General features: G+C 60.3%; 20 protein-coding genes. 11 read left to right on the top strand and 9 right to left on the bottom strand.

Annotation, left to right across the window (positions count from 1 at the left end; all coding sequences use genetic code 11):
- The first annotated feature begins 1 nt into the window (after position 1).
- Positions 2-2,287 (top strand): ribonuclease R, encoded by a 2,286-nt coding sequence (gene rnr, locus C6W91_RS10620; RefSeq protein ID WP_370570804.1) that lies wholly within the window; start codon positions 2-4, stop codon positions 2,285-2,287.
- A 131-nt stretch (positions 2,288-2,418) separates the two neighbouring features.
- Positions 2,419-3,765 (top strand): lytic murein transglycosylase, encoded by a 1,347-nt coding sequence (locus C6W91_RS10615; RefSeq protein WP_274837904.1) that lies wholly within the window; start codon positions 2,419-2,421, stop codon positions 3,763-3,765.
- A gap of 78 nt (positions 3,766-3,843) precedes the next feature.
- Here C6W91_RS10615 and C6W91_RS10610 read toward each other — a convergent pair whose 3' ends face one another.
- The 6 genes from C6W91_RS10610 to C6W91_RS10585 form a co-directional block, all read right to left on the bottom strand.
- Positions 3,844-5,019, bottom strand: a complete 1,176-nt coding sequence (locus tag C6W91_RS10610) for an ABC transporter permease (protein ID WP_065272164.1) — start codon at positions 5,017-5,019, stop codon at positions 3,844-3,846.
- 5 nt (positions 5,020-5,024) lie between these two features.
- Complete coding sequence (locus tag C6W91_RS10605) at positions 5,025-6,704, bottom strand: ABC transporter permease (protein WP_274829393.1); 1,680 nt, start codon at positions 6,702-6,704, stop codon at positions 5,025-5,027.
- Positions 6,705-6,833: 129 nt separating this feature from the next.
- On the bottom strand, positions 6,834-7,934 hold the full coding sequence (locus C6W91_RS10600) for an extracellular solute-binding protein (protein WP_065272162.1): 1,101 nt from the start codon (positions 7,932-7,934) through the stop codon (positions 6,834-6,836).
- Positions 7,935-8,018: 84 nt separating this feature from the next.
- A complete protein-coding gene (locus C6W91_RS10595) occupies positions 8,019-9,119 on the bottom strand; it encodes an ABC transporter ATP-binding protein (RefSeq protein ID WP_370570803.1) in 1,101 nt (366 codons plus the stop codon).
- Between the two features lie 347 nt (positions 9,120-9,466).
- Positions 9,467-10,861, bottom strand: a complete 1,395-nt coding sequence (locus tag C6W91_RS10590) for an aspartate aminotransferase family protein (protein ID WP_274837903.1) — start codon at positions 10,859-10,861, stop codon at positions 9,467-9,469.
- 65 nt (positions 10,862-10,926) lie between these two features.
- Entirely contained in the window at positions 10,927-11,613 is a 687-nt protein-coding gene (locus C6W91_RS10585; RefSeq protein ID WP_274829391.1) for a GntR family transcriptional regulator, read from the bottom strand.
- A gap of 141 nt (positions 11,614-11,754) precedes the next feature.
- Here C6W91_RS10585 and C6W91_RS10580 point away from each other — a divergent pair, with 141 nt between their 5' ends.
- The 5 genes from C6W91_RS10580 to C6W91_RS10560 all read left to right on the top strand — a co-directional run bounded on the left by C6W91_RS10580 (position 11,755) and on the right by C6W91_RS10560 (position 17,094).
- A complete protein-coding gene (locus C6W91_RS10580; protein ID WP_065272159.1) occupies positions 11,755-12,840 on the top strand; it encodes a polyamine ABC transporter substrate-binding protein in 1,086 nt (361 codons plus the stop codon).
- 111 nt (positions 12,841-12,951) lie between these two features.
- Complete coding sequence (locus C6W91_RS10575) at positions 12,952-14,079, top strand: ABC transporter ATP-binding protein (RefSeq protein ID WP_274829389.1); 1,128 nt, start codon at positions 12,952-12,954, stop codon at positions 14,077-14,079.
- Positions 14,079-14,960 carry an ABC transporter permease subunit gene (locus C6W91_RS10570; protein ID WP_065272158.1) on the top strand — a complete coding sequence of 294 codons (882 nt, stop codon included), beginning with the start codon at positions 14,079-14,081 and terminating at the stop codon, positions 14,958-14,960. Before C6W91_RS10575 ends, C6W91_RS10570 begins: the two co-directional genes overlap by 1 nt.
- A complete protein-coding gene (locus C6W91_RS10565; RefSeq protein WP_065272157.1) occupies positions 14,957-15,772 on the top strand; it encodes an ABC transporter permease in 816 nt (271 codons plus the stop codon). The genes C6W91_RS10570 and C6W91_RS10565 overlap by 4 nt, the downstream gene beginning before the upstream one ends.
- Positions 15,772-17,094, top strand: a complete 1,323-nt coding sequence (locus C6W91_RS10560) for an NAD(P)/FAD-dependent oxidoreductase (RefSeq protein ID WP_370570802.1) — start codon at positions 15,772-15,774, stop codon at positions 17,092-17,094. The genes C6W91_RS10565 and C6W91_RS10560 overlap by 1 nt, the downstream gene beginning before the upstream one ends.
- Here the strand turns inward: C6W91_RS10560 and C6W91_RS10555 are convergent.
- The 3 genes from C6W91_RS10555 to C6W91_RS10545 all read right to left on the bottom strand — a co-directional run bounded on the left by C6W91_RS10555 (position 17,067) and on the right by C6W91_RS10545 (position 20,027).
- On the bottom strand, positions 17,067-17,882 hold the full coding sequence (locus C6W91_RS10555; RefSeq protein ID WP_274839014.1) for a phosphotransferase family protein: 816 nt from the start codon (positions 17,880-17,882) through the stop codon (positions 17,067-17,069). The genes C6W91_RS10560 and C6W91_RS10555 overlap by 28 nt on opposite strands.
- Positions 17,883-18,014: 132 nt before the next feature.
- The gene (locus tag C6W91_RS10550; RefSeq protein ID WP_065272154.1) at positions 18,015-18,695 is read right to left on the bottom strand and encodes a flagellar hook capping FlgD N-terminal domain-containing protein; all 681 of its coding nucleotides are present in this window, start codon (positions 18,693-18,695) and stop codon (positions 18,015-18,017) included.
- Between the two features lie 3 nt (positions 18,696-18,698).
- Positions 18,699-20,027, bottom strand: a complete 1,329-nt coding sequence (locus C6W91_RS10545; protein WP_274837900.1) for a flagellar hook-length control protein FliK — start codon at positions 20,025-20,027, stop codon at positions 18,699-18,701.
- Between the two features lie 522 nt (positions 20,028-20,549).
- Here C6W91_RS10545 and C6W91_RS10540 point away from each other — a divergent pair.
- The 4 genes from C6W91_RS10540 to C6W91_RS10525 all read left to right on the top strand — a co-directional run.
- Positions 20,550-20,855: a rod-binding protein gene (locus tag C6W91_RS10540; RefSeq protein ID WP_274831681.1), complete on the top strand. Its 306-nt coding sequence runs from the start codon at positions 20,550-20,552 to the stop codon at positions 20,853-20,855.
- Entirely contained in the window at positions 20,852-21,211 is a 360-nt protein-coding gene (locus C6W91_RS10535) for a flagellar export chaperone FlgN (protein WP_065272151.1), read from the top strand. Before C6W91_RS10540 ends, C6W91_RS10535 begins: the two co-directional genes overlap by 4 nt.
- Before the next feature lie 214 nt (positions 21,212-21,425).
- The gene (locus C6W91_RS10530) at positions 21,426-22,259 is read left to right on the top strand and encodes a flagellin (protein WP_274831682.1); all 834 of its coding nucleotides are present in this window, start codon (positions 21,426-21,428) and stop codon (positions 22,257-22,259) included.
- Positions 22,260-23,001: 742 nt separating this feature from the next.
- Positions 23,002-23,694 (top strand): flagellin (locus tag C6W91_RS10525; RefSeq protein WP_370570801.1); only part of this gene is annotated, 693 nt, incomplete at its 3' end.

Below are 23,694 nucleotides of genomic sequence, written 5' to 3'. Positions count from 1 at the left end.
TATGACCCGTATCCCCTCCAAGGCCGAAATCCTCGACTGGATTTCCGCCCACCCGACCCAGAACTCGAAACGCGACATTGCCAAGGCCTTTGGCATCAAGGGGGCTGACCGTATCGACCTCAAGCGCGTATTGAAGGAACTGGAGGCCGAAGGGCACCTGGAGAAGCGCAGGAAAACCTACCGCGATCCAGAACAATTGCCGCCCGTCACCATCCTGACGGTCAAACGTCCAGACCGGGACGGCGATCTGTTTGGCCGCCCGATGGAATGGCATGGCGAAGGGGTGGAACCCATTATCCTGCTGATGCCGCGCGCCTCGGATCCCGCATTGGGGGAAGGCGACCGGATCCTGGCCCGGCTGACCGCCGTCAAAGGCGCGGATCACAATTACGAAGCCCGGCTGATCCGCCATATCGGTACCAACCCCAAACGGGTGCTTGGCGTCTTTCGCACCGGTGCCGAAGGGGGCCGGATTGTCCCGATTGACAAATCCAGCTCGACCGAATGGAGCGTGGCGCCGGATGCAACGGGCGGCGCCAAGGATGGTGAACTGGTCGAGGCCGAACAGGCCGGTCCCAAGACCCGTCTGGGCCTGCCGCGCGCGCGCGTCGTCGAACGTCTGGGCGACCCATCGGCGCCCAAGGCGGTATCGCTGATCGCGATCCACCAGCACGGCATTCCTGACCAATTCCCCGATCAGGTGATGGCCGAGGCGGACGCCGCCAAACCCATTGGCCTGAAAGGACGCGAAGACCTGCGCGACCTGCCGCTGATCACCATCGACCCGGTGGATGCGCGCGACCGCGACGATGCCTGTTTCGCCGAGGCCGACACCGATCCCAAGAACCCCGGCGGCCATGTGATCTGGGTCGCGATTGCCGATGTGGCCGCCTATGTACGGCCCGGCTCCGCATTGGACCGCGAGGCGCGCAAACGGGGCAACTCCAGCTATTTCCCCGACCGCGTGGTGCCGATGCTGCCGGACCGGCTGTCAGGCGATCTGTGCTCGCTGCATGAAAACGTGCCGCGCGCCTCTGTGGTGGTGCGGATGCAGGTCGATGCGGAGGGCAACAAGATCGGCCATCGCTTCATGCGGGCGCTGATAAACTCCAGCGCCGCGCTTAGCTATCAAGAAGTGCAGGACGCCATGGACGGGCGCCCGAGCGAGAAGACCGCGCCCCTGCTCGAGGACGTGATCAAACCGCTTTATGCCGCCTATCGCGCCCTGACCAAGGCCCGCGCCGCGCGTCAGCCGCTGGATCTGGATCTGCCGGAACGGCGCATCGTGTTGGATGACGACGGACAGGTTGCCTCGGTCAATTTCCGTGACCGGCTGGAGGCGCACCGGCTGATCGAGGAATTCATGGTGCTTGCCAATGTCGCGGCTGCCGAGACCCTGATCAAGAAACGCACACCGCTGGTGTTCCGCGTGCACGAAGAACCGGCGCCAGAGAAACTTGAGGCGCTGCGCGAAACAGCGCAGGCGGCGGGTCTGAACCTCGCCAAGGGACAGGTGCTGCAAACCCGGCATCTGAACGCGCTGCTCAATGCGGCGGCGGGCACGGACGATGCAGAGCTGATCAATATCTCGACCCTGCGGTCGATGCAGCAGGCCTATTACAACCCTGAAAACTTTGGCCATTTCGGGCTGGCCCTTCGCAACTATGCGCATTTCACATCCCCCATCCGGCGCTATGCGGATCTGATCGTGCACCGAGCGCTGATTACCGCCCATGGCTGGGGGCCGGACAATGGCAAGGATGGCCTCACCCCCGATGAAATCGAGCGGCTGGACGACACCGCCACTCATATTTCCGAGACCGAGCGCCGCTCGATGATCGCGGAACGTGACACCACGGACCGCTATCTGGCGGCCTACCTGTCGGAACGGGTCGGCAATGAATTTACCGGCCGGATCAGCGGCATTGCTCGGTTCGGCGCCTTCGTGAAACTGGATGAAACCCATGCCGACGGGCTGGTGCCCGTGCGTACTATCGGACGCGAGTTCTTCCATTTCGATGCTGATGCCGGGACGCTGATGGGGGCCGATACCGGTCTCACGCTTGCCATCGGTCAGCGCGTCACCGTCAGGCTGACACAGGCCGCGCCGGTCACCGGCGGTTTGGAGCTGGAGCTGCTGTCGATTGAGGATCAGGCCCTGCCCAAAGGTGGCAGTGGGCGCGGACGACGCAGCCCGGCGGGCCGCACCGTCAAACGCAAGGCGGCAAAATCCAAACACAAGGCCGCCAAGACCAAGCGCAAGGTCGAACGCAAACGCCGCAAGTAAAACAGCCAATAGATCCGGCCTGCTACGCCGGTTCGGCGGCGCCTTGCGCGCCTGCCGATTGCACCCTTTTGCGATGGACCTGCAATGATTACATTCAAGCTGAGCAGACACTGAACCAAGGTAGTATTCCCATGCGGATCTGGATGAAGGCGGCAGCCCTTGCCGCGACCGGCGCAGTTGCAGCACAGGCCGGACCCGACGAATCCCTGCGCCCCCCTGAGCGCCCGGTCGAACGCGGCGCCCCGGCGGCTGATGGCTCTTACCAGCTGGCGGCGGCGATCTCGTTGCGCCCCTTGAGCCGCCCCAGCGGGCTGGCACCAGACATCGTTCAGGACGATCAGGTGGTGCCGGTCGCCGCCAACAGTGGCTTTCAGGCGTGGATCAACGGATTCCGGCGCCGTGCCATGACACAGGGGATCTCCTCTTCGACCCTGAACCGCGCCTTTCGCGGGGTGGAGTATGACAACGACGTCATTCGCCGCGACCGCAACCAGTCCGAGTTCACCAAGACGATCTGGGAATACCTAGACAGCGCCGTCTCGGACTCCCGGGTCAAGAACGGCAAAAAGGCCCTGCGTGAACAGCGGCGGCGGCTGAACCGGATCGAAGCCACCTATGGTGTCGACAAGGAGGTCGTGGTCGCCGTCTGGGGCATGGAAAGCAACTATGGCAACCACCGCGGCAATATGAACGTCATTCAATCGCTGGCGACGCTGGCCTATGACGGACGCCGCGGGCGGTTCTTTGAAAAGCAGCTGATCGCGGCGCTGAAGATCCTGCAATCGGGCGACGTCGCCCCGCGCAAGATGACCGGCAGCTGGGCCGGGGCCATGGGGCACACCCAGTTCATACCCACCTCCTATCTGGCCTATGCTGTGGATTTCACTGGCGATGGCAAACGCGACATCTGGTCGGAAGACCCCTCTGATGCGCTGGCCTCGACCGCCGCTTATCTGAAGCGGTTCGGCTGGGTCAAAGGCCAGCCCTGGGGCGTCGAAGTGCAGCTACCGCGCGGGTTCAACTATGGTCTGGCTAGCCGGTCGGTGAAGAAATCCCCCGCGGAATGGGCCCGGCTGGGTGTTGTTGGAACCAACGGGCGCGCCGTTCCCAACCATGGCACGGCCTCGATCTTGCTGCCCGCCGGCGGGAATGGCGCCGCCTTCATGATCTTCAAGAACTTCTCGGTCATCGAGCGCTATAACGCCGCCGATGCCTATGTGATCGGGGTGGGGCACCTGTCCGACCGCATCGCAGGCGGACCGGCGATCCAGGCGGAATGGCCGCGCGGCGACCGCTCCCTGAATTTCCGGGAACGCAAGGAGCTGCAGCAGCGCCTGTCGCGGGCCGGTTTCAACACCGGCGGCGTCGATGGGAAGATCGGCCCCAAGACGCTGGCCGCGATCCGCGGCTATCAGGCGTCGAAAGGCCTGATCCCGGATGGTTATGCTTCGCTCAAGCTACTGCGGCGCCTGCGCTGAGCCACACCTCACGACGAGCAAAAGAAAAGGCCCCGCATCCTCTGCGGGGCCTTCTTTATTTCAGCGTTCTGTGGCGTATCAGCCTGGGCTCATGCCGCGCAGACGTTCGGAGCGGCGACGCAGCAGTTCCAGCACCGTCAGCAGGCAGATTGAGATCCCCACAAGGATGGTCGCAACCGCCAGAATGGTGGGCGAGATCTGTTCGCGCAGGCCGGTGAACATCTGCCACGGCAACGTCTTCTGCCCGGCGGAGCCGACAAAGAGCACCACGACCACCTCGTCAAAGGAGGTGATGAAGGCAAAGAGACCACCGGAAATCACACCGGGCAGGATCAGCGGCATCTGCACCCGGAAGAAGGTGGTCACCGGATCGGCGCCCATGTTCGCCGCAGCGCGGGTCAGCGAACGGTCAAAGCCCACCAGCGTCGCAGTCACGGTGATGATCACGAAGGGAATCCCCAGCGCCGCGTGGGCCAGAACCACGCCAAAGTAGGTGCCCTGCATCCCGATGCGGCTGTAGAAGAAGTACATGCCCGCAGCCGAAATGATCAGCGGCACGATCATCGGAGAGATCAGGATCGCCATGATCGCGCGGCGGAAGGGCACGTGCGGCTGGCTCAGACCAATCGCCGCCAAGGTGCCGAAGCTGACCGACAGGATCGTCGCCATCGGCGCGATCTTAATCGAGTTCCACAGCGCCTGCTGCCAGTCGTCATTGCTGAAGAAGTCCTTGTAGTGCTTCAGCGAATAGCCAGCCGGATCAAAGCGCAGCATTTCCGGGGTGAAAGTGAAGAAGTTCTCGGCATTGAAGCTGAGCGGCATCACCACAAGGATCGGCGTGATCAGGAAGACGAAGATAACGCCGCAGATCACCCGGAAACTGTAATGCCACAACACCTGACCGGGGGTCAGATAGGGCGGCAGATGCGCCCGGTAGCGCGAGGTCGCCAGCCAGAAGATGAACCAGCCCGCGAACCAGCCGAACAAGCCGCCCACCACCGCGGCGGGCAGCCCGCCGAACAGGTAGCCCAGCACCAGGAACAGCGCAAAGGTCGCCCAGCGCAGCGGTTTTTCCTTGTCGGTCATACCCGCAAAGACAAATCCAAGTACGCCCAAGATGGCGCCGCCGACGAGGATCCCGATCAGGCCGGTGGCCTGAGCGGTGCCCACGAAGAGACCAAAGAAGGCTCCGGCGCCAGCTGCCACAGCAGCGGTGAAACCGGGGGTTTGATTTGTAACAGGAGTCAATGCCATGTCGATTATCCCAGTTTCACGTTGTCGATGCCGACGATCTTGTCATAGGCCCAGTATAGCACCAGAACGACGACCAGAAGGATCGCGCCAAGTGCAGCCGCGAGGCCCCAGTTCAGCGAAGACGAGATGTGATAGGCGATCCGGTTCGAGATGAAGACACCCTTGGTGCCGCCGACGATTTCCGGGGTGATGTAGTAGCCGATGGCCAGAATGAAGACGAGGATCGACCCCGCGCCGATACCGGGCACCGACTGCGGGAAATAAACCCGCCAGAAGGCCGTCCAGTTGGTCGCGCCCAGCGACTTCGCCGCGCGCAGGTAGGATGGGTTGATCGTCTGCATCACCGAATACATCGGCAGGATCATGAAGGGCAGCAGGATGTGGGTCATCGCCACGATGGTACCGAACTGGTTGTTAATCATCACCAGCCGGGCGTCATCCGCCACAAGCCCCAGCCAGACCAGCACGTCGTTGATGACGCCCTGTTGCTGCAGCATCACCTTCCACGCCGATGTCCGCACCAGAAGCGAGGTCCAGAAAGGCAGCAGCACCAGGATCATCAGCAGGTTGGCCGAGCGTGTCGGCAGGTTCGCAAGGATCCAGGCCACCGGGTACCCTAGCAGAATACAGGAACCCGTGATCACCAGAGACATGAACATCGTACGCTTGAGCAGCGTGATGTAGATCTGCTGGTTCTCGGGGCGCGCTTCGGCGCCATCCGGGCCTTTCTGCATGTCGATGGAGTTCAGGAAATAGCCGCTGGTATATTTCGGGCTGTAGGTCTGGATGGTGCGCCAGTTGTCGACGTCGCCCCAGTCTTCGTCGATATCGAGGAAGGCTGCCTTGAAGGAAATCGGCTCCAGATCGGCCAGTGCTGCGCCCGCGGCCTGAAGTTCAGCCGCGCCGGGGCCGCTATAGCTAGCCAGTTTTTCTGCGCCACCGGGGGCCTGCACTTCGGTGGCAAAGGCCACGAAAACGCTTTCCCAGGGATCTTCTTCGGCCACGACATCCTGATCAATGATCGCCGTGAACAGCGCGAAATCGGTATAGGCGGTCGCCATGCGCGGGAAGAGTTCGGAAATCTCGGCGCCGGGAACAAAGCCGATATCGGCCGGGAAAACCTCATCCGTGAGATTGCGCATCTTTTCGCGCTGTGCGGTCAGCAGATCGGAATTGCCCGCCGCGCCACTGCCACCGGTCATGATTTCGAACCAGAGCGCCTCATCCTTGAGGGCGCGATCGGCAGCGCGTTCGATGGCTTTGACGTGGTCCTTGCCGATGTCATCAACCTTGCGGCCGCTGCTGCGGAACAGGGAGGAAATACCGGTCTGTTCATAGTTCAGGCGGGTGCCGAGCTTGGTATGCTCCTTGGCCTCTGCCGCCACAAATAAATCGTAATATAGCTCTTCATATACCGCGTCGCCGGGGGCTTCACCGCTTTTGGCGTCCCAGTCGGCAAGGGTGACCACGGTCTTGGGAAGCGTGTCCGAAACGATCCGGTTCTCGACCGAGCGGAACAGCATGTCGCCGATCGGGAGAATGAAGGTCAGAAGGATGAAGAGCAGAAGCGGTGCGATCAGCATCAGCGCACGCATCTTTTGCATTCTCAGGGCGCGGGCCAGGCTGCGCTTCAATGGCGTGCCGTCAGCCGCCAGAACCGGGCCGGATTGGGTGGTGTCGCTCATATCTATCCCTGTGTTTTGCCCGCTGTGTCGCCCGCGGGTTTTGCTCTTCCGGTCGTTCAGATGCGACCTGATACGAAGAGTGGGTGCCAGAGAGCGCCGGGCGCTCTCTGGCGAGGTCTTCAGACCGGCTTACTTGGCCAGCCACGCCTGGAATTTGGCGTCGATGTCGTCGCGGTAGTCAGCCCAGAACTCGTAGTTGTAGAGGAACGTGTTCTTTGCGTTTGCCGGATCGGTCGGCATGTGCGGCGCCATGTCGATGCCCAGTTCGGCGTGCTTGCCAACCAGCGGAGCGGAGGACGCACGGGCCGGACCGTAGGAGATGTACTTGGCCTGGTCCGCCAGACGCTGGGTGTCGGTTGCGAACATGATGTAGTCCAGCGCGCGGGCTTTACGCTCGTCGGACAGACCTGCCGGAATGATCCAACCGTCCAAGTCGAACACCTGCGCGTCCCACATCATGGCGACGGGCTGCTTCTGCTCTTCGATGACCGAGAACAGACGACCGTTGTAGGTGGAGCCCATCACGACTTCGCCGTCAGCCAGCAGCTGCGGAGTGTCGGCGCCAGCAGACCACCAGATCACGCTGTCCTTGATGGTGTCGAGCTTGGCCAGGGCCTGCTCTTGACCTTCTTCGGTCTCCAGCACGTCATAGACTTCGTCCTTTGCAACGCCGTCGCAGAGCAGAGCCCATTCCATGTTGTTGATCGGACGCTTCTCCAGCGCGCGCTTGCCCGGATAGGCTTCCAGGTCGAAGACGTCGCAGATGTCATCCGGAGGCGTATCGCCGACCATGTCGGTGCGGTAGCCGAAGGTGGTCGAGTAAACGATCTGCGGGATGAAGCAGTCGGACACCAGCAGTTCGCCGAAGTCTTCGGAGGCCGGGGTGCCATCGGGCGCGGCGGCCAGTTGCTCATCCGCGTCGATTTCCATCGCCAGACCTTCGTCGCACAGACGCATCGCGTCCGCAGCAACCACGTCAACCACGTCCCAGGTCACGTTGCCCGCTTCGTTCATCGCGCGCAGCTTCGCAACCGCTTCGGCCGAGCTTTCGTCGTTGATGATCTTGACGCCGGTCTTTTCAGCATAGGGCTCGTGATAGGCCTTCAGCTGGGAGTTCGAATATGCGCCACCCCAGGACACGATGGTCATCTCGTCTGCCATTTCTGCGAACGCCATCGGCGCGCAGAGCGCCGTCGTGGCGGCAAGGGCTGTCAGTTTGGTGAGTTTCATAAACACTCTCTCCTTGTTGATCTTGAATTTAACTGTGATCCCCCGGTCACTTGGCCGCCGGGGGTTTCAAAGCGCGCGCCGTCGTCAGGCGTCCAGCGCGCGGCAGTCTTCGGGCAGCCAGCCGATTTCAATCTGCTGGCCCGGCTTCAGGCGAACCTGGTCCGGTGCGTTCCGTGTCTTGATAATGAATTCGTCATTTCCCGCCACCCGCAGACGGGTACGGAAGATGTCACCCATGTAGATGAATTCCAGCACTTCGGCCTTCAGGGTGTGGGCGCCTTCCTGCAGGCGTTCCTTGTTGTATTCGACCCGCTCGGGGCGGATGGAAACGCGGGTGCGCTCGCCGGGCTGGGACACGTTGATCGGCTTACAGTCGATCAATTCGCCACCATCCAGCTGCACCAGAGCAAGACCGTTGTTGATCTCTTTCACGGTGCCTTCAAGGGTGTTGTTCTCACCAATGAACTGCGCGACGAAGCTGTTTTCCGGCTCTTCATAAAGCTGATCCGGCGGCGCCAGCTGCTGAATACGGCCATCGTCGAACACAGCAACGCGGTCCGACATGGTCAGCGCTTCGGTCTGGTCGTGGGTCACATAGACCACGGTAATGCCCAGACGGTGGGCAAGATCGGTGATCTCGAACTGCATCTTTTCGCGCAGCTGTTTGTCCAGCGCGCCCAGCGGTTCGTCCATCAGAACCAGCTCGGGTTCGAACACGAGCGCACGTGCCAAAGCGACCCGCTGCTGCTGACCACCCGAAAGCTGCGCAGGGCGGCGGCCGCCAAAGGCGCCCATTTCCACCATGTCCAGCGCACGCTTGACCTTCTCTTCACGCTCGGACTTGCCCATCTTGCGGACTTCCAGCGGAAAGCTGAGGTTCTCGGCGATGGTCATATGCGGGAACAGCGCATAGTTCTGGAACACCATGCCGATGCCACGCTTGTGCGGCGGAATGTTGTTGATCGAAACACCGCCCAGACGGATATCCCCGTGGGTGGCGGTTTCAAATCCGGCAAGCATCATAAGGCAAGTTGTCTTGCCAGAGCCAGACGGCCCAAGCATTGTCAGAAACTCACCTTTAAGCATCACCAGGTTAAGGTCTTTGACGACGAGCGTTTCGCCATCATAACTCTTTTGGACACGTTCGAATTCAACGAACGCATCACTGTTTGACGCATCAGCCAAAACAGGCTCCCCGTGTTAATTTGGCAGTTTGGTCTGCACTCGTTGCACTGATGTAAACATACCCACCATGGTGGATGCAACCGGATCGTCCTTTCAGTGCTTGAAACTAGCTTAGGGACTAGCTTTCAGCGGATCGGACCGATTGCGACCGCAAAAGCAGAATTTGCGGCATATTTTAAATGATCATACAGGAGAATCCTCTGCCACGGGCTCCCTTTCACGAAAATGTGCAAGAAAAGGCCCTGCGCCGGGAAGATCCTTTGATTCCGGCACAGGGCCTGTTTTTCAGGCAAATAATGCATGCCAAACACCGCTTTCCTGCCGAAATTCGGTGTTTGCGCTTAAGTTCAGGCGCTGTGCAGCAGGTCTTGCTCTTTCAGTGCGGCATAGCATTCGTCCAACGACAGGCGGGCTCGTTCGATCAGGGTATCGATCTCGGCCGGGGTCATGACCAGCGGAGGAGAGATGATCATCCGGTCGCCCACATGGCGCATGATCAAATTATTGGCAAAGCACCGCTCGCGGCAGATATAGCCCACCGTTCCGGCAGGTGCCGCAAAGGCAGCCCGCGCTTCTTTGTTCGGTGTCAGCGCGATTGAGCCCATCATGCCAACGATCTTGGCCTCCCCCACCAGCGGGTGATCAATCAGCGCCTCCCATTGCTCTTTCAGATAGGGCGCAGCCACATCCTGCACGTGACCAACCACGTTTTCCTCTTCGAGAATGCGCAGGTTTTCCAGCGCCACCGCCGAGGACACCGGGTGCCCGGAATAGGTATAGCCGTGGTTGAATTCGTCGCTCGCGATCACGGCGGCGACCTCATCTGACACCACCGAGCCGCCGATCGGCGCATAGCCCGAACTCAGCCCCTTGGCGATGGTCATGATGTCCGGGCGGATGCCCATGGTCTGGCTGCCAAACCAGTTGCCGGTGCGGCCAAAGCCACAGATCACCTCATCCGCGATCAGCAGGATCTCGTATTTATCGCAGATGCGCTGAATTTCCGGCCAGTAGGTTTCCGGGGGCACAATGACGCCGCCCGCACCCTGAACTGGTTCTGCGATAAAGGCTGCGACGCGGTCTTCGCCCAGTTCCAGAATCGCCTGTTCCAGTTCCTGCGCGCGCTGCAGGCCGAACTCTTCGGGGGAGGTGTCACCACCCTCGGCCCACCAATGCGGCTGGTTGATATGGTGAATATCCGGGATCGGCAGGCCGCCCTGTTCATGCATCGCCGACATCCCGCCCAGGCTGCCGCTGCCAACCGAAGAGCCGTGATAGGCGTTCTTGCGGCTGATGATGATGGATTTGGTCGGTTTGCCTTTCAGCGCCCAGTAGTGACGCACCATGCGGATGTTGGTGTCATTCGCCTCAGATCCCGACCCGGCAAAGAATACATGGTTCAGATCACCGGGCGCCAGTTCCGCAATCTTGTTGGCCAGAGCGATGACCGGCACATGCGAGGTCTGGAAGAAGGTATTGTAATAAGGCAGCTCGCGCATCTGGCGCGCGGCGACATCGGCCAGCTCGTCACGGCCATAGCCGATGTTGACGCACCACAGGCCCGCCATCGCGTCGAGGATCTCGTTGCCTTCACTATCGGTCAGCGTGACACCGCTCGCGCGGGTGATGATCCGGGCGCCTTTTTCCGCCAGTTCACCATTGGCGGTGAAGGGATGCATGTGGTGCGCGGCGTCCAGGGCCTGCAATTCGGCCGTCGGCATGTGGTTGGTGATCGCATTCATGGGAGTCGCTCCAAAAATAAGAGATTGGCCCCAGAATATGATCAAATTTCACGGTGTCAATCGAATCAGTTGTCCGGATCCAGCCCCATGCTGACCTGATCCATGCCCTGACAAACGTCCCGCTCCATCGCCAAAGCAGCCATTTCGGGATCCCTGCGACGCAAGGCCTCAAGGATGTCCTTGTGACGGTCCGGAAAGCTCTGGGTGCCAAAGCGGCCACAGACCACCCGCAGGGACGGGCCAAAGCGCAGCCACAGGCGATCCGCAAGATCGGTCAGGATCGGAGCGGCGGCGCGACTGTATAATGCGGTGTGGAAACTGTAGTTCTGCGCCAGATACCCCGGCACATCGCCTGCGGAAATCGCCTGATCCAGCGCCGTGTCGATGCGCTCCAGCTCAGCGATATCGGCGTCCGAAACCTGTGTTGTTGCGAGCCTGACAAGCTCACACTCAATTGTTTTTCTTGCGAAAATAAGCTCTTTGACATCCGATGTCCGCAACAAGGGAACGGAAACACGCCGGTTACCCTGAAACACCAGCGCCCCATCCGAGATAAGTCGGCGGATCGCCTCGCGGACCGGTGTCATCCCAACCCCCAAAGCCGCAGTCAAACCCTGGATTGTTACCGCCTGCCCCGGCGCCAGTTCACCGAACAGGATCTGCGCGCGCAGCTTTTGATACACGGCCTCATGGGCCGGCGTTTTCGCCGCGCCGTCTTCTGCATTCTGGGCCGAAGATGTGATCTCTGTCACCTTGGGGTATCCTCCTAGTTTTTGGGCAGCTTGCACCAAGAACCACCCGGTGAAAACATAAACAGTATTGCCCCACGAGGCAAAACTTGATCAAATCCACCCCAGCCGGGCAATGAAACCGGCAGGCACAGGGAGATACTCATGACACTCAAGACGATGACACTGACCGCCGTCGTTGCCCTTAGCAGCACGGCCGCCATCGCGGAAGAGGTGCGCGTTTATAACTGGTCCGACTACATCGACGAAGCCCTTCTGGAAAAGTTCGAGGCAGAGACCGGGATCGATCTGATCTACGATGTATTCGACAGCAACGAACTTCTGGAAACCAAAATGCTGGCCGGCGGGTCGGGCTATGACGTGGTGGTGCCCAGCGGCACCTTCCTGCAGCGCCAGATCATGGCAGGCTCTTTCCAGAAACTGGACATGTCCAAGCTGCCCAACCACAAGAACATGTGGGATGTGGTCGAAAACCGCACCGAACAGTACGACCCGGACAACGCCTATTCCATCAACTACATGTGGGGCACCACCGGCATCGGTGTGAACGTTGGCAAGGTCAAGGAACTGCTGGGCGACGATGCCCCGATCAACTCGCTTGAGCTGGTCTTCAACCCCGACAACATGGAAAAACTGGCCGAATGCGGCGTCCATTTCCTGGATGCCCCGGCAGAAATGATCCCCGCTGCACTGAAATACATCGGCGAAGATCCCGACAGCCATGACCCGGACGTGATCGCCAAGGCCGAAGGCGTCTTCATGGCGGTGCGCCCCTATATCCAGAAATTCCATTCCTCCGAATACATCAACGCGCTGGCGAATGGTGACATCTGCGTGGCAGTGGGCTGGTCCGGTGACGTGCTGCAGGCCCGCGACCGCGCCGCCGAAGCCGACAATGGCGTCGAAATCGCCTATCATGCGGCCGTCGAAGGCGCCCAGATGTGGTTCGACCAGATGGCCATTCCGGTCGACGCCCCGAACCCGGATGCGGCGCATGTGTTCCTGAACTTCATCATGGACCCGCAGAACATGGCGGCGGCATCAAACTACGTCTACTACGCCAACGGCAACAAGGCATCGCAGGAATTCCTGGTTGAGGACGTGATCGGCGATCCGGCGATCTACCCGGATGAAGCCACCCTGGCCAACCTGTTCACCACCACGCCCTATGCCCCCAAGGTGCAGCGCGTCGTGACCCGTCTGTGGACCAAGATCAAGTCGGGCACCTGATCCGATATCGCCTGATCCGGCAGGGCGCACCCTGTGCCCTGCCGGGCTATGCCAATACACCTTCCAAAGGGGCCAGTGCCGCTTTGGACCTGGACCGCGCAGGGGGCCGGATTGACACTTCCCGTTTTTGAACCCTGGAACGACCCCGAGGCCAAGCCTCTGATCGAGTTCCAAAATGTCACCAAACGCTTTGGTGAGTTCACCGCAATCGACGATCTGACAATCGGTATATACGAGCGGGAGTTCTTCGCGCTTCTTGGCCCCTCGGGCTGCGGCAAGACCACGCTGATGCGGATGCTCGCCGGGTTTGAAACCGCGACCGAAGGTAAGATCTATCTCGCCGGTCAGGATATCGCCCCGGTGCCGCCGAACAAGCGCGCGGTGAACATGATGTTCCAGTCCTACGCGCTGTTCCCGCATCTCAGCATCTGGGACAATATCGCCTTCGGGCTCAAACGCGAAGGCATGCCCAAGGACGACATCGCCGAGCGGGTGGAGAACATGCTGCGCCTGACCCGGCTGGAAAAATTCGCCCGCCGCAAACCGCACCAGATCTCGGGTGGACAGCGGCAGCGGGTGGCACTGGCGCGGTCGCTGGCCAAGGCGCCAAAACTGCTGCTGCTGGACGAACCCCTTGGTGCGCTCGACAAGAAGCTGCGCCAGGACACCCAGTTCGAGCTGATGGACATTCAGGAGAAGACTGGCACCACCTTTGTCATCGTCACCCACGACCAGGAAGAGGCGATGACCGTCGCCAGCCGCGTTGCGGTGATGGACAACGGCAAGATCATGCAGGTCGCCACCCCGGATCGCATCTACGAGACCCCCAATTCCGTTTACGTCGCCGATTTCATCGGTGATGTGAACATCATCGACGGCACCGTCACGCCCACCGGCGAAGACAGCTATGCCCTGAACTGGAAAGAAGGGCAGGAACCGCTGACGGTCAAAACCCCCAACACGTTCTCGGACGGGCAGACCGCACATCTGGCCATCCGCCCGGAAAAGGTCACCATCACGGCAGACCGTCCCGAAGGCGCCGATAACGCGGTGCAGGGCAAGATCCTCGACATTGCCTATCTCGGTAATATCTCGACCTATCACGTTGAACTGCCCTCTGGCGCGGTGATCAAGGCGCAGGCCGCCAATACCCGCCGCATCTCGCGCCGGGCCTTTACATGGGAAGACACTGTCTGGCTGTCCTGGACCGCCACGGCAGGCGTCCTGCTGGCGAACTGATGCGCCGCTTTGCCCTGATCATTGTCCCCTACCTGTGGCTCTTTGCGCTGTTTCTGGTGCCTTTTGCCATCGTCCTGAAAATCTCGCTTTCGGATGTGGCGCTGGCGCGCCCGCCCTATATGCCGCAATTCGACTGGGCGACGGGCATCTGGACCTTCCTGTCCGAGCTGGACTTTGAAAACTTTGTCTGGCTGACACAGGACGATCTATACTGGAAAGCCTATCTCAGCTCGCTGCAGATCGCCTTCTTCTCGACAGTGCTGACGCTGCTGGCGGGTTATCCGATCGCCTACGGCATGGCGCGGGCGCCGTCCGAATGGCGCGCGACGCTGATGATGCTGGTGATCCTGCCGTTCTGGACCAGCTTCCTGATCCGCGTCTACGCCTGGATGGGCATCCTGTCGAACGAAGGGTTCCTCAACCAGTTGCTGTTGTGGCTGGGGATCATCAACGAGCCGCTGACCATCCTCAACACCAATACCGCCGTCTATATCGGCGTGGTCTATACCTACCTGCCCTTCATGATCCTGCCGATCTATTCCGCGCTAGAGCGGATGGATGAATCGCTGATCGAAGCGGCCGAGGATCTGGGTTGTTCGCGGCTCTCCGCCTTTTGGCTGGTGACCATCCCGCTGTCGAAACCCGGCATCATCGCGGGCTGTTTCCTCGTCTTCATCCCCACCTTGGGCGAGTTCGTGATCCCGTCTCTGCTCGGCGGATCCGACACGCTGATGATCGGCAAGGTTCTGTGGGAAGAGTTCTTCTCGAACCGGGACTGGCCGGTTGCCTCGGCCGTGGCGGTAGTGCTGCTGCTCCTCTTGATCGTTCCCATCGTGCTGTTCCAACGCAACCAGCAGAAACAGCAGGAGGCCGAACAATGAACAGGATGAGCTGGTTCAATACCGTTTCGCTGACGCTTGGCTTTGCCTTTCTTTATGTGCCGATGGTGATTCTGGTGATCTTCAGCTTCAATGAAAGCAAGCTGGTCACCGTCTGGGCGGGCTTTTCGACCAAATGGTACAGCGAGCTGATGCAGAACGAGGCCTTCCTCAACGCCGCCTGGGTCACCATCAAGGTCGCGGTCTTCTCCTCGACCATCGCGACGGTCCTTGGCACCATGGCCGCCTATGTCATGGTGCGCGGCGGGCGGTTCTTTGGCCGCACCCTATTTTCCGGGATGATCTACGCACCCCTCGTGATGCCCGAGGTAATCACCGGTCTGTCGCTGCTCCTGCTGTTCATCGGCATTGGGCTGGACCGGGGGATTCTGACCATCGTTCTGGCGCATACCACCTTCTCCATGTGCTACGTGTCGGTGGTGGTCTCCTCGCGATTGGTGACATTCGACCGGTCGCTGGAAGAGGCCGCACTGGATCTGGGCTGTTCCCCGGCGGAGGCATTCCGTCTGGTGACCCTGCCCATCATCGCGCCTGCGGTGATCTCGGGCTGGCTGCTGGCCTTTACCCTGTCGCTCGATGATCTGGTCATTGCCTCTTTCACCTCGGGACCAGCGGCCACCACCCTGCCGATCAAGATCTTTTCGGCGGTGCGCCTTGGGGTCTCCCCAGAGATCAACGCGCTGTCGACCATCATGATTGCCATTGTCACCATCGGCGTGATTTCGGCCTCGTTGGTGACGAAACACCAGATGGTGCGGCAGAAACGGGATGAACAGGCGGCGGCGCGGACCTGATGCGGCGGATCTTCTCTGACTACGCCTATGGCCCGGGCCCGCGGGACGGCTGCTGGTGGGATGGAACCATTGCTGCCCCCGACTGGCCCAGGCTGTCCGGTGAGGTGACAGCCGATGTCGCAATTATCGGCGGCGGTTTCACCGGCATGTCCGCCGCCCTGCATTTGGCCGAGGCCGGAGCAAAGGTCGCCCTGCTTGAAGCTGAAACACCCGGCTGGGGTGCCTCCGGACGCAACGGCGGTTTTTGCTGTATCGGCGGTGCCAAGCTGTCGGGCGCTGCCATGCGACGCAAATTCGGCGCCGAGGCGACCGACATCTATGATGCCGGTGAGGTCGCCGCCGTCGATCTGGTGCGCCAGCTGCTGGACCGTCACCAGATCGATGCCGATACCCACTCGGATGGCGAAACCCAGATGGCCCACAGCCCGCGCGCCATGAAGGCGCTGCGCCGACAGGCCGATGAGATTGCCGCTGCGGGCGGCTCACCGCAGTTGCTGGAACAGCATGAACTGGCCGCGAACGGAATGAACGGCGGCTTTTTTGGCGCCCTGACTATCCCGGTGGGATTCGGTCTCAATCCCCGCAAATACCTGTTCGGCATCGCCCGCGCCGCGCAATCTGCCAGGGCCCGCCTGTTTCAGAACAGCCCGGTCACCGGACTCAGCCGCGCATCGAGCGGCGGGCATATCCTGACAACACCAGACGGTGCTTTGCACGCCGATCAGGTGATCGTGGCCACGAACGGCTATTCCTGGGACGGGCTTCCGGACTGGCTGTCAGGCCGCTATATCCCGGCGCAATCCACAGTGATGGTGACCCGCCCACTCAGCGATGAGGAGCTTCAGGCGCAGGGTTGGTTCAGCGATCAGATGGCCTTTGATACCCGCAACCTGCTGCATTATTTCCGGCTGATGCCGGACCGGCGGTTCCTGTTTGGCATGCGGGGTGGGCTTTTTGCCTCGCCACGTTCCGAAACCGCGATTCGCCGTGCACTGCGTCAGCATTTTGACATCATGTTCCCCGAATGGAGCACAGTGGAAGGCACGCATTTCTGGTCTGGCATGGTCTCCATGGCGCGCAATCTGGTGCCGTTTGTCGGGCCGGTGCCCGGTGAAAAAGGGATGTTCGCGGGCCTGTGCTATCACGGTAATGGGGTTGCCATGGGCAGCTATTCCGGTCGGTTGCTGGCTGATCTGGTGCAGGGAAAGCAACCTGATCTGCCCTATTCACCCGTTGTTCAGAGCATGGGGAAATTCCCCTTTGGCCGCGCCCGCCGGGTGGTGATGCCGCCCGCCTATGCGGTGCTAGGGATGATGGACTGAAGCGCGGCGATCTCCAGCTGCATTGCGGCCCGGTCCTGTGCCCCGCCTTGCTCCGCTTTCCACAGACAATAGGCTGCCATGCGCCAATGGAACCAGGGCTTCAGGGCCTCTGTACGCTCGACGACCTGCCGGTCCGGATAGGCCGCAAGAAAGGCGGCCTCCTCCGCGCGGCTCAAGACTTTGCCGCGGTACAGGAATTGCATTGCGGGCGACAGAAAAAGTGCCAGATCCTCGGCCGGATCGCCTTTCTGCGGGCATTGCCAGTCGATCAGGGTCAGTGTTCCGTCATGCGCCACCAGATTGCCTGGCACCGGATCACCATGGATGAGGCTGGTCCGGGAGGCGGGCGACACCTGTCCTGCGGGGCGCAACGCGCGCAGATCCGCGCCACCTTGGGTTTGGGACAGGATGCTTTCGGTCTGCGCCGTCAGCATCGCGCTGCCATTCACGCCTGCGGGAACGCCTGCGAAAACCGGCTGATCATGCAACCTGCCAAGCAGCCGGGCCACTTCGGCAGCACCGCGCTGCCAGGGAGCGCCCTCAATATGAGAATAGGCCAACCAATGGCGCCCCTCGAAATGACCAGAAGTGACCAGATGCGGCACCATTCCGGTCCCAGACAAGGCCGAAAGCGCTGCAATTTCCCGCAAGGGATCATTGGCAAACAGCGGATTTTTTCGTCCCGGCTCGAACAATTTCACCACCAAATCGCCCATGCGCCAGACATGATTCGAACGCCCCCCGGTCAGGATCCGGGGGGCGCGCGCCTCAAATCCCGAGGCGTTCAGATACGTAAAGAATCTGCTGTGAAATTCAGGCGATTTGGCTGACAGGGTCCGCTCCAGTCTTCATCCCCCGGCGAAATGCGAGGGTATCAGGGGACGATGCCCCCCGATGTTCCGGCGGTCCCTGCCCTATTGTCAGGTCTCGGCCGGAGCGTCGCGAAGCCCCGTCACAGTGGATGCCAAGATCGCCGAGCCGCCTTCGGTGATCAAGACCACATCGCCGCCCTGCATCTGGGTTTCCGTCACCTTGGTATAGACCTCGGCCAGATCCGTCAGCAGAACATCGCCGTCACGGCTGCTTTCGATGGTGAAGGCATAGCTGCCGGGTTCGAGCGTATTGCCCTCCTGATCGGTGCCATCCCAAGAATAGGGCTCCGCCGAAACAGGCAGGTTGATACGAGCGACTTCGGTCCCATCAGCATCTGTGACGACCATTGTCACCTGATCCGCAGCAGCCGCCGGATTGGGGGCCACAACCACCGGAGAGGATCCGTCAAAATAACCCGGCGCCGCAACGCGGGCCTCCATGCCCACCCAGCCGGACATCGCCGCCATGTTGGACAGGCCCAGCTGATTCTGCATGGCGAGCAGCAGATCGTTGCCCTGAACCTGTTGCTCCACCATCGAGAACTGCGCCAACTGTGATGCATATTCCGTCGAATCGAGCGGTTCCAGCGGATCCTGATAACGCGCCTGGGCGGTCAGCATTTTCAGGAAGGTTTCAAAGTCCGAAGCCAGTCCGGTCGGACGCGTGGCTTTCGCGGCGCTGGCCTGTGTCGTTGTCGCGGCACTGGCCGCGCTTACAGCATCTGTCATGGTTCAAACTCTCATATCAACGCCGGTCGAGCCCAACCGGAGGTTCTGTATCTGTGTTTCAGCGACCTCATCGGTCGCGCTCATATCGGTGGCCCCGGTCGAGGCGCCATGCCCGGTCCCGGCACCGGTGCCATCGCCCAGTCCCTGCTGCGCCTGACCGCCCGCGGAATCACCGCTGCTGAATTCGAACGAGATGTCCTGGAACCCCATGCGGCGGAATTCCTCGGCCAACTCATTGATATGCCGACGCATCAGATCGCCAGTTTCCGGGCGTTCTGTCTGGATGATCATGGTGATGCCGTTTTCACTGGTCGCAACGCGCATCTTCACCTTGCCCAGCTCTTCGGGGTTCAGTGAAACATCCACGTTCCGGTCGCCTTTCGCCACGAATGCTTCGGCCATTTGCGAAGCGATCATACGCGGGGTTTCCGGTCGGTGCGTAATTCCGGGCTGGAACACCGCTTCGGTCAGAAGCTGCGGCAGCCCGGGAAGATCTGCTGTCATGCTCAACCCGCTACCGGATGAATCCCCCAGCAGCCCCGGCGCCTGCGACAGTTTCATGGTGTCTGCCTGCAACGCCTGCATCATTGCAATGGCGGAATTGGTGGTTGCGTTGACTGCAGTGGCCGCGTTTGTCTGGACACCCGCAGCGGCAGTGGATGCCTTGGCCACTTCGGCAGCGGCCTGCGCATCACCATTGCGGGTGCGATAGCGCGCCTTGCGGGAATCCCCGGCTTCTGCGTTTTCGACCTGCATTTGGAACACAGACTTCGGCACGCTGTCGGCGGAAGATGTCTTGCTCGCGGCGGCAGCGGCAGCGGGCGTCGCCTTGTCTGCTGCAGCCATCCGGGCGTCAGCCGCCTTTTCTTCTGCTTTCAACGATGCTTTCGCCTCTGCCGGACTAGCCGGTGTCGCGGATTTGGTCGCGTCAGCCGCGGTTGCAGGGCTGGCCGGGGTTGCCGCCGCAGCGCCTGGCTTGTCCTGAGCCACTCTGGCGACGGCCTGATCTGCGGCTCCGGTCTGCGTTCTGGCGGGGCTTGCTCCCTCCTCCTGGGCCGCTTCGGTATTGACCGTCATGGCCGACTGTTCGCCGACCTTCACATCGCCACCGCCCGCGGTGGCTTTACCACCTGACTGTGCCGCCCGCGCCGGGGCCTGGTTTTCAATCGTCTCTCGTCCGGCAAAGGCTGCGCCTGCGGCAGCCGGACCTTGCGCTTTTTCCTCGCCTGCCGTCTGAGCTGTCGTGTTCCCGGCCGCTTTTGAAGCGGCTGCTTCGCCGTCTTCTGCCACCGCCGATCCGGCGACAGCTCCCTGACCTATCTTCTGCCCCACGCGCGCACCTTCAGGCAGATCTGCAGACCTGGCAGACCGTTTTTCCGCATCCAGAGCCGCATGTCCTGCCGAAATGGCCGCTTCGCTCGGCGTTTCAACATCCTCTCCCGCTGCGCTCCCGGTCGATTCTCCCGTCGCCTGATCGGCAACCGCGTCCTCTGAGCTGGCGGACGCGCTATCCGCCTCAACAGCAGCCTGAGAATCAGCCTGATCCGCTATGCCGCTATCGATTGTTTCTGATGTTTGGGACTGTGCCGCCTCCTGCTTGGAGGATGCGTCATTTACATAATCTGCGAACGAACGATCCTGAGTCTTCTTCGGAGCATCCTGCGCTGGGGAGGTCTTGCTGCCTGTGGCTCCGCCAAGGGCCTGACCTATGAGTGATGTGGTATGCATGGGTTTCCAGACGTTCTATCTCGATACCCCCTTCTACCTCAAAGCGGTTACGGCAATTTTAACCGGTTATGTCGCAGTCTCAGAAAAATCGAAGCAATTCGTAGTTTCTGTCAGACCGAGGCCAAAATGCCGAATGCAACCATATCCCCCCTGTCACAGGCCCTGCCGCAGGCCAAGCCCCAGCCCGTGCAACAGCCCCCGCAAGATGACCCTCTGCGCAAGGCGGCGCTCGAGCTAGAAGCTTCATTTTTGGCGGAAATGTTGAAATCTGCGGGGCTTGGTGAATCACGCGAAGGACTTGGCGGCGGCGGTGCTGGAGAAGAACAGTTTTCCAGCTTTCTGGTCCGTGCCCAGGCAGAACAAATTGCAAAAGCCGGCGGCATCGGGCTCGCCGAATCACTCTATCACGCACTGAAGGAATCTCAGAAATGACTGACCAAAATCCCCAGACCCTCATCGATGAACTGGATACCATCCTCGACGAAGAGCGCGCTGCCCTTATGGACGGCGATTTGAAAAAAATGGAAGCCATCCTTGCGCGAAAAGAACAGGCGATCGAAGCGCTCAACAGTTTTTCCGATCTGGAACGCCAAACCCTTTCGAAGGTGCAAAGCAAGGTCACGCGTAATCAGGACCTTCTGGAAAGCGCCATGGAAGGCATCCGCTCGGTCGCAACACGTATGGCGGAATTGCGCCGGGTTCGCAAAGGTCTGGACGTATATGACAGCGCGGGCCGCAAGACCCGCTATGGCACCCGTTTGGACCAGAAACTCGAGAGACGCGCGTAAGGAAATACAACCAAAAGAGGATATCACAGAAGCTTTATCTCGCAATTAGGGTTCCTTTAGCAAACTCCACAACAAAGTCCGCTTGCGCCTCGGGAAACGAGGTGGCGCGGAAGCCAGATGGCTTAACGCATAGTCAGAAAGACGTCAGAGATGTCCTTCGGGACAGGAAATACTCGGGGACGAAACGTCTCATATTGCTAAAGGACTAAAAGCTATGACCAGCATTCTGACGAACAACGGCGCAATGGTCGCCCTGCAAACCCTAAACTCCATCAACATGAACCTGGAGAATACCCAGAACGCGATTTCCACCGGTAAAGACGTCGCAACGGCCAAGGACAACTCGGCCATCTGGGCGATCTCGAAAGTCATGGAATCGGACGTTGCCGGCTTCAACGCGGTAAGCGACTCGCTGGCTCTGGGGGAATCCACTGTTGCGGTTGCAACGGCCGGCGCCGAACAGATCACCGAGCTCCTGAAAGAGATGAAGGAAAAAGTGGTCAATGCGACCGGGGAGAACGTGGAAAACGGGAAACTTGCCGCCGAAGTTACCGAGCTGAAAAACCAGATCACCTCGATCATCAAAGGGTCGCAGTTCAACGGTGCAAACCTGCTGAACAAGAACGGTGGCAACCTGACTGTTCTGTCCTCGCTTGACCGCAATGGGACTGGCACATCCTCTACAGTATCCGCTTCGAACATCACCGTAGCCTCGGTTAACTTTGAGGATAACCTGTCCCTGGGGACCATCGATGTTTCGAATTCAACGCAGGCTGAACTTTCTATCTCGAAGATTGAGTCTCTGATCCAGACTGCAATCAACGGCGCTGCTGCCCTGGGTGCTTCGGCAGCCCGCATTGAGAAGCAGGCCGACTTCGTCTCAAAGGTGTCTGACGCGATGAAGAGCGGCATCGGCGCGCTGGTGGATACTGATATGGAAGCCGCATCCGCGCGATTAAAGGCGTTGCAGACACAGCAACAGCTAGGCGTACAGGCGCTATCGATTGCCAACTCGGCGCCACAGACCCTACAGCAGCTGTTCCGTTAAACGGCCTGATCCGGGGCGCGCCAGACGCGCCCCGGTTTCTTATCCTTAGCCCCTCATCGATGAACGAAATGTCGGCCTCGGCGAAGGGCGTACTGCCATGATGGATGGCGCTTTGAAAAAGAGAAAAGCCGTCCTCGTGCGACAAGAACAGGCGATCGAAGCGATCAACAGTTTTTCCGACCTGAAACGCCAGCCCTTTTCGACGGCGTGAGGCAAGGTCACGCGCATTCAGAACCCATCGAAAAGTGCCATTGGGGAGGGGCATCCGCTCAGTCGCAGCACGAATGGCGAACCTGTGCCAGTTGCGTGGCGATTGCAATCAGTGGACCCCACACACGAGCCTAGATGAGCTCCCCCGTACAGGTCTCACCAAAGGCCAGTTGAGCCCCCAACCTTGACAAGAGCGAAGAAAAACCGCGCGTCCTGCGGCGAGCGGGTCATTCGGACAGGTCCGGATCTATACGAAGGCGCAGGCCGCAAGACCCGCTTGGCACCGGATTGGATCAAATATTCGAGAGGCATGCAAAAGCATGCACAACTTAGGCGGAATTCTAGAGACCCCAACTCTCGCCGTTAATGTTCCCTTAGAAACTATTGCAGAAAGGTACAATCGCGCCTCGGGAAACGGGGGGGGCGCGGAAGCCGCACGGCTTAACGCATAGTCAGAACGACGTCAGAGACGCCCTTCGGGGCATCAAACACGCGAGACGAAACGTCTCCTAATGCTAAAGGACAAAAAGCTATGACAAGCATTCTGACGAACAACGGCGCAATGGTCGCTCTGCAGACTCTGAACTCCATCAACATGAACCTGGAGAATACCCAGAACGCGATTTCCACCGGTAAGGACGTCGCAACGGCCAAGGACAACTCGGCCATCTGGGCGATCTCGAAGGTCATGGAATCGGATGTTGCCGGCTTCAACGCCGTGGGCGATTCGCTGGCTCTGGGGGAATCCACTGTTGCGGTTGCACTTGCTGGCGCCGAACAGATCACCGACCTTCTGAAAGAGATGAAGGAAAAAGTGGTCAATGCAACCGGGGAGAACGTGGACAGCGGCAAACTCAAAGCCGAAGTCGACGAGCTGAAAAACCAGATCAAAGCAATCTATAAAGGGTCGCAGTTCAACGGTGCGAACCTGCTGAACACCGCCGGCGGTAACCTGACCGTTCTGTCCTCGCTTGATCGCGATTCGACTGGCACGGTCACCGCGTCAAACATCACCGTAAGCTCGGTCAATTTTGAAGCCAGCCTGACGCTGGGCGACGTCGATGTCAGTTCTTCGACAGCCGCTGACGGTTCCATCGCGAAGATTGAGGCTTTGATCCAGACTGCGGTCGACGGCGCCGCTGCCCTGGGTGCTTCGGCAGCTCGCATCGAAAAGCAGTCCGAATTCGTCTCAAAGGTGACTGACGCGATGAAGAGCGGCATCGGT

The sequence above is a fragment of the Phaeobacter sp. SYSU ZJ3003 genome (assembly GCF_041300735.1).
GTDB classification, from domain to species: Bacteria; Pseudomonadota; Alphaproteobacteria; order Rhodobacterales; family Rhodobacteraceae; genus Phycobacter; species Phycobacter gallaeciensis_A.
This window is presented reverse-complemented; position numbering and strand designations above follow the sequence as displayed.